The sequence below is a fragment of the Bacillus sp. MBGLi79 genome (assembly GCF_002953915.1).
In genome coordinates, this window is sequence record NZ_CP026521.1 from 430,154 (window position 1) to 437,713 (window position 7,560).

The window sequence follows — 7,560 nt, forward strand, 5'->3', positions numbered from 1 at the left end:
GGAGTTGGCGGCAACTTGAGCACCGCTTTGGAATGGGCGCGGATTTCCGAGGAAAAAGGGGCTGACGGCTATCTGATTCTCCCGCCATACTTGATACACGGAGAGCAGGAAGGCCTCTATCAGTATACGAAAACAATCATTGAAAGCACGGATTTAAACGCCATCATTTATCAGCGAGACAATGCGGTTTTGACACTTGAACAGATTCAGCGGCTGACCGATCTCGAGCAGCTTGTCGGGCTCAAAGACGGCATAGGGGATATGGCGTTGAATATCAGTTTGTCGTATACGATAGGAGACAGGCTGGGCTGGCTCAACGGAATGCCGATGGCTGAAGTCACGATGCCGGCCTATGCTCCGATTGGCTTCACGTCGTATTCTTCGGCGATATCCAATTATATTCCTCATATTTCAAGGATGTTTTATGAGGCATTATTAAACGGCAACGACCAGCTTGTCAAAGAGATTTATGAGCATGTCATCATGCCGATTAACGAGATCCGCAAACTTCGGAAGGGCTATGCCGTGTCTTTGATCAAAGCCGGTATGGAAATCATGGGCCTTCATGTGAAAAACACGGCGAGACCGCCGATCGTTCCGGTGGAAAAAGAACATTGCCGGCAGCTCGAAAACATTCTGAAAAACGCGATGGGGCGTTATCCGAAAACGACCGCTGCCCTATAAACAAAAGGAGGAATTTGAAGATGTCTGTTGCAGCTGAAAATAAAACGTATTTTAACTTTATCAACGGCCGCTGGGTGAAGGCTGAATCGGGCGGGATGGAACAGAGCTTGAACCCGGCAGATACACGGGATATCGTCGGGCTTGTGCAAAAATCTTCGATTGCGGATGTAGACCGGGCGGTTGAAGCGGCCAAGCAGGCCAAAAAGGCTTGGAGAAAGCTGTCGGGAGCGGAGCGCGGTCAATTTCTTTACAAGGCCGCTGATATCATGGAACAGCGCCTCAATGAAATTGCCGAGTGTGCGACGCGTGAAATGGGGAAAACACTGCCTGAAGCAAAAGGAGAAACAGCGCGGGGAATCGCGATTCTCAGATACTATGCCGGAGAGGGAATGCGGAAAACGGGCGATGTGATTCCCTCCACCGACACATCCGCTTTCATGTACACCGACAGGGTGCCGCTCGGTGTCGTCGGCGTCATCTCGCCTTGGAATTTTCCCATAGCCATCCCAATTTGGAAAATGGCGCCTGCCCTCATCTATGGAAACACGGTCGTCATCAAGCCGGCTACAGAAACCGCAGTCACCTGCCTTAAAATTATCTCGTGCTTTGAAGAAGCAGGGATTCCGTCAGGCGTGGTCAATGCAGTGACAGGGCCGGGATCATCGGCCGGCCAAAGGCTTGCCGAACACCCGGATGTGAACGGAATTACATTTACAGGGTCGAACCAAACCGGAAAAATTATCGGCCGGACGGCGTTTGAAAGAGGGGCGAAGTATCAGCTTGAGATGGGCGGCAAAAACCCGGTGATCATAGCAGATGACGCCGACCTTGATAGTGCGGTTGAAGCGGTCATCAGCGGAGCGTTTCGGTCGACGGGTCAAAAGTGTACGGCGACAAGCCGCGTCATCGTCTTAAACGGTGTTTATAACCGGTTTAAAGAAAAGCTGCTTCAACAAACAAAAGAAATTACAATCGGCGACAGCTTAAAAGAAGATGTCTGGATGGGACCGATTGCGAACAAACAGCAGCTTGACAACTGCCTGTCCTATATTGAAAAAGGAAAGCAAGAAGGAGCGGACCTCATTTTCGGCGGCGATAGGCTGGCAGATGGAAAATACGAAAACGGCTATTATATCAGGCCAGCCATTTTTGACAATGTCACTTCCGGCATGGCGATTGCCCAAGAAGAAATTTTCGGCCCGGTCATCGCATTAATCAAGGCGGATACACTTGAGGAAGCTTTGGAGACGGCCAATGACGTCAAATTTGGCCTGAGCGCCTCCATTTTTACGCAAAACATCGGCCGGATGCTGTCATTCATAGATGAAATTGAAGCGGGGCTCATTCGCGTCAACGCCGAAAGCGCCGGTGTCGAACTGCAGGCGCCATTCGGCGGCGTTAAACAATCGAGCTCACATTCACGGGAACAGGGGGAGGCAGCAAAAGAATTTTTTACAGCTGTGAAAACCGTATTTGTCAAACCGTAAATCAATCGTTTCGGTACAAATGAATAAAGGAGAAGATGCTATGAAAAAAAATCGTGCAGCCTCCCCCCATACCGCGGGGAAAAGAAGTTCTGTCCGCTGGTTTGTCGTGTCTATGCTGTTTCTCGTCACATCCATTAATTATGCCGACCGTGCGACACTCTCGATCGTCGGCGACTCTGTGCAGCATGAGCTTGGGCTGAGTTCGGTGGCGATGGGGTATGTCTTTTCCGCATTTGGCTGGGCGTATGTTGTCGGCCAAATTCCCGGAGGCTGGCTGCTCGACCGCTTTGGGTCGAAAATCATCATCGCCGCCAGCATCTTCTTTTGGTCATTGTTTACCCTTTTGCAGGGAACGCTTGGCTTTTTCGCCGCGGGAACGGCCGTTATCCTTTTATTTGCGCTCCGGTTTCTCGTCGGTCTGTCAGAAGCGCCGTCCTTCCCGGGCAACGGCCGGGTGGTGGCTTCCTGGTTTCCAAGCTCTGAACGCGGAACAGCATCGGCGATCTTCAACTCGGCGCAGTACTTTGCACTTGTCATTTTTTCACCGCTGATGGGGTGGCTCGCCCACTCATTCAGCTGGCATACGGTTTTTGTCATTATGGGTGCTCTGGGGATTGCGATGTCGTTTATTTGGCTGAAAACGATTTACGAACCCAAAAAACACCCGAGAATCAATGCCGCCGAACTGGCGTACATCGAAGAAGGCGGCGCGCTTGTCTCGATGGATGAGGGAAAGAACGCGGAAAAGAAGGAAAAGGAGTCCCAATGGCCTTACATTAAGCAGCTTTTAAGAAGCCGGATGCTGCTCGGGGTGTATATCGCCCAATACTGCATCACAACGTTGACCTATTTCTTTCTGACCTGGTTTCCGGTCTATCTCGTTCAGGCACGCGGTATGTCGATCCTTGAAGCGGGTTTTGTCGCATCGCTTCCTGCAATCTGCGGATTTTTAGGAGGATTGCTGGGCGGGTTCGTGTCAGACTTCCTTTTGAAAAAGGGCTGCTCGATAACGGTTGCCAGAAAAACACCGATCATCCTCGGCATGCTGATGTCCTGCTCGATGATCGTATGCAACTATGCAGATTCATCTTGGCTGGTCGTTTCCATCATGTCGCTTGCCTTTTTCGGAAAAGGATTTGGCGCGCTGGGCTGGGCGGTTGTGTCAGATACCTCGCCAAAGGAGTGTGCCGGCTTGAGCGGCGGCATCTTCAACACCTTTGGAAATATTGCGTCCATCACGACACCGATTATCATCGGATATATCGTGAATGCGACAGGCTCATTTAACGGAGCGCTTGTGTTTGTCGGTGCCAATGCGATTGCCGCGGTATTAAGTTATCTGTTTCTCGTCGGGCCGATCAAGCGCATCGAACTGCAGAAAGAGGAAGACCATGCGGACACCACTTTATCCATATGAAATGTAAGCGCTTTAATAAGAGGGAGGCTAAATCGATATGAATACAAACATTCATCAGCATGTAAAAGAGGAGAAAGCATCGCAAACACCGTCAATTGCTGATATGCAGGTCATACCCGTGGCAGGGCGCGACAGTATGCTTTTGAATTTAAGCGGAGCTCACGGCCCCTTTTTCACACGGAATATCGTGATTTTAAAAGATTCATCAGGCGCTCTCGGTGTCGGCGAAGTTCCGGGCGGCGAACGGATCCGCCAGACGCTGGAGCAGGCGAAGCCGCTTGTCATCGGTCAGCCGCTCGGCGCTGTTCAATCGATTTTGCAGTCTGTCAGGCGTCGTTTTAAAGACCGGGATGCCGGAGGACGCGGGATGCAGACCTTTGACCAGCGGACGACAATACACGCAGTGACCGCATTGGAAGCGGCTTTGCTCGATTTGCTCGGGAAATTTCTCGGCGTCCCTGTAGCGTCGCTCTTGGGGGAAGGCCAGCAGAGGGAAAAAGTGAAGATGCTCGGCTATTTGTTTTACATCGGCGACCGAAAGCGCACAACGCTTCCCTATATTAGTGAGCAAGAGGCAAGTGACGATTGGTTCCGCCTCCGCCGCGAAGAAGCGTTGACACCCGGGGCGATCGTCCGTCTTGCTGAAGCAGCTCAAGAACGATACGGTTTTCATGATTTTAAATTAAAAGGCGGCGTCCTTTCGGGAGAAGAAGAAATCGAGGCGGCATCCGCTTTGGCAAAACGGTTTCCCGAGGCGAGAATCACCCTTGACCCGAATGGCGCGTGGTCATTGGAAGAAGCGATTGCGCTTTGTAAGGGAAAACGGGATGTGCTCGCCTACGCGGAAGACCCTTGCGGAGCGGAAGCCGGATACTCGGGTCGGGAAATCATGGCCGAATTCCGCCGTGCGACAAGCATTCCGACAGCGACGAATATGATTGCGACAGACTGGCGGCAAATGGGGCACGCGATACAACTGCACGCTGTTGATATACCGCTGGCAGATCCGCATTTCTGGACGATGCAGGGATCTGTCCGCGTTGCCCAAATGTGCCATGAATGGGGGCTGACGTGGGGTTCTCACTCCAATAACCATTTTGACGTCTCATTGGCCATGTTCACCCACGTTGCCGCAGCAGCTCCCGGCGACATCACGGCGATTGATACGCATTGGATTTGGCAGGATGGACAGCGTCTGACAAAACAGCCTTTTTCAATTGCTGACGGATCTGTCCAAGTTCCTGATCAGCCGGGGCTCGGCATTGAAATCGACATGGAACAGGTGGAAAAAGCAAATGAACGGTATGAGAAAATGAAAGCAGGCGAGCGGAATGATGCCGTTGCCATGCAGTTTTTGATTGAAAATTGGCGTTTCGACCCTAAACGTCCTTGTCTTGTTCGTTAATTGCGGAAACAGCGGTTTGAGAGGCCCCTAGCCGACATTGTCATACGCGATATTTTGTCTTACAATATGAACAACTGAAAGGGGGCCCACAGTCGTGGAAGAAGATATGGAAACATTGCAGGTCGAATCAGTCAATCGCAAGACATTGGCGAAACAGGTTGTAGAACGAATCGTCCATTTATTATCAAGCGGCCAATTGAAACCGGGGGACAAACTGCCGACGGAGATAGAGCTCATGGAAAAACTGAATGTGAGCAGACCCGTTCTCCGCGAAGCTTTAATATCACTCGAAACGCTCGGAATTATTAAAAGAAAAACCCGGGACGGCACGTATTTTAATGATAAAATTGGCATCCAGCCGTTTTCTGTCATGCTGGCTTTGGCGGTTGATAATTTGCCGGCCATTATTGAAGCGAGGATGGCGCTGGAACTCGGGCTTGTCACGATCGCCGCAGAAAAGATCAATGACAGTCAGCTCGAAAGGCTGCAGGAAACGATCGATATCATTGCAAACAGCACGGATAATCATTATGGAGAAGCAGATAAAGAATTTCACCGGATTATCGCTTTGAGCGCGAACAACCCGGTGCTTGAGGGCATGATTCAATCACTCTTGATCACACACGCCAAAATCGACAGCCAGATTCCATACAGGGAAAGGGACCGGACTGTCGAATATCATACGAATATTTTGAAAGCCCTTCAACAAAGGGACCCATATCAAGCCTATCACCATATGTATGAGCACTTAAAATTTGTACGTGACAAAATACTGAATGGGCTTCGTGATGAAAAAAACAATCATTAAGTTGTTTGACAGCGCTTTCTAACATGTGCCGCAGCGGGAGAAAGGCTGTGGAAAGGCGCTGATCGAAAAGGGGAGTTGATCAATACTTATGCTTGTCAATCAAACTGAAACCCCGCTGTACATTAAGGTGAACGAAAAAGACAATACCGCAATCATCGTCAATGCCGGCGGACTGCCGAAAGGGACGGTGTTTCCTTGCGGGCTTAAACTGCAGGAGCGGATACCTCAAGGTCATAAAGTGGCTTTAACGAACATTACACAGGGGGGAGCCGTTATTCGCTACGGTGAGGTTATCGGCTATGCCGTCAAACCAATCGAAAAAGGCGGGGGGATTTCCGAGTCGCATATCATGCTTCCGGAAGCTCCGCCGCTCGATGAACTGCCCATCGCCAACAAAGTTCCAAAACCCGCTCCCCCTCTTGAAGGGTACACATTTGAAGGATACCGGAATGAAGACGGGAGCGTCGGCACGAGAAACGTGCTTGGCATTATGACAAGCGTGCAATGCGTCGCAGGCGTTCTCGATTACGCAGTTAAACGAATTAAAGAGGAACTGCTTCCAAAATATCCGAACGTTGACGGTGTCGCTGCATTAAATCATCAGTACGGCTGCGGTGTGGCGATTAATGCGCCGGAAGCCAAAATCCCGATCCGAACGATTCAAAATATCGCCAGACACCCTAATTTCGGCGGGGAAGCGATGGTGATCGGACTCGGCTGCGAGAAGCTCCTTCCGACGAGGATAGAGCCGGAAGGAGACGCTGAAAACATTCTTTCATTGCAGGAACGGCGAGGGTTTGAGCAAATGATACAATCGATTATGGAAATGGCCGAAGAGCGCTTAAAAAGGCTGAATGAACGGAAGCGGACAACATGTCCCGCTTCAGACCTGGTGATTGGCCTTCAGTGCGGTGGCAGCGACGCTTTCTCAGGAGTGACCGCAAACCCCGCGGCGGGATATGCGGCCGACTTACTCGTCCGGGCAGGGGCCACGGTTTTATTTTCGGAAGTCACCGAAGTCCGCGATGCCGTTCATCTCTTAACACCGCGCGCTGTCAATGAAGAAGTCGGTCGCGCCCTGATTCGGGAAATGGCTTGGTATGACCGCTATCTGGAAAGAGGCGAATCAGACCGAAGCGCCAATCCGTCGCCAGGGAACAAAAGGGGCGGGCTGGCAAACGTGGTTGAGAAATCGCTCGGCTCGATCGCGAAATCGGGAAGCAGCCCGATCAATGCCGTACTCGCGCCAGGTGAAAGGGCTGTACAGAAGGGACTCACTTTTGCAGCGACACCTGCAAGCGATTTTGTATGCGGCACCCTGCAACTGGCTTCGGGCATGCATTTGCAAGTATTTACAACCGGAAGAGGAACGCCGTACGGCCTTGAAATGGCTCCGGTTATGAAAGTGGCAACCCGGCAGTCATTATCAGAAGATTGGCGCGATTTAATCGACGTTAACGCCGGACGGATCGCAACAGGTGAAGCTTCAATAGAAGAAGTCGGCTGGGAAATTTTCAGGACGATCCTTAACGTCGCAAGCGGAAGGAAAACATGGGCGGAACATTGGGGGCTCTCCAATGACTTGTGTTTGTTCAACCCCGCGCCTGTGACTTGATCGAAAAGCACCTTGATAAGGTGCTTTTTTAATTGTGAACTCGTTTTTAACAAGAAGTATAAAGTGGTTCTTTTTTCATATTTCCTCTTTGGTAAACTAAACCGCAGTACCTTTCGGAGCCTTGGCGCATCAACCATACTGCCT

Annotated in this window: 6 protein-coding genes; all 6 read left to right on the forward strand. The window is 50.9% G+C overall.

Annotated elements, in window-relative coordinates; translation table 11 throughout:
* Positions 1–684 (forward strand): 5-dehydro-4-deoxyglucarate dehydratase (locus C1T29_RS02295; protein ID WP_208945604.1); only part of this gene is annotated, 684 nt, incomplete at its 5' end.
* Positions 685–704: 20 nt separating this feature from the next.
* Positions 705–2,171, forward strand: a complete 1,467-nt coding sequence (gene gucD / locus C1T29_RS02300; RefSeq protein WP_103750352.1) for an alpha-ketoglutaric semialdehyde dehydrogenase GucD — start codon at positions 705–707, stop codon at positions 2,169–2,171.
* Between the two features lie 40 nt (positions 2,172–2,211).
* Positions 2,212–3,588: an MFS transporter gene (locus C1T29_RS02305; protein ID WP_025810831.1), complete on the forward strand. Its 1,377-nt coding sequence runs from the start codon at positions 2,212–2,214 to the stop codon at positions 3,586–3,588.
* 37 nt (positions 3,589–3,625) lie between these two features.
* On the forward strand, positions 3,626–4,993 hold the full coding sequence (gudD, locus tag C1T29_RS02310; RefSeq protein ID WP_025810830.1) for a glucarate dehydratase: 1,368 nt from the start codon (positions 3,626–3,628) through the stop codon (positions 4,991–4,993).
* A 94-nt stretch (positions 4,994–5,087) separates the two neighbouring features.
* Complete coding sequence (locus C1T29_RS02315) at positions 5,088–5,801, forward strand: FadR/GntR family transcriptional regulator (protein WP_003178602.1); 714 nt, start codon at positions 5,088–5,090, stop codon at positions 5,799–5,801.
* A gap of 82 nt (positions 5,802–5,883) precedes the next feature.
* A complete protein-coding gene (gene garD, locus C1T29_RS02320; protein ID WP_025810829.1) occupies positions 5,884–7,416 on the forward strand; it encodes a galactarate dehydratase in 1,533 nt (510 codons plus the stop codon).
* Positions 7,417–7,560: the final 144 nt, after the last annotated feature.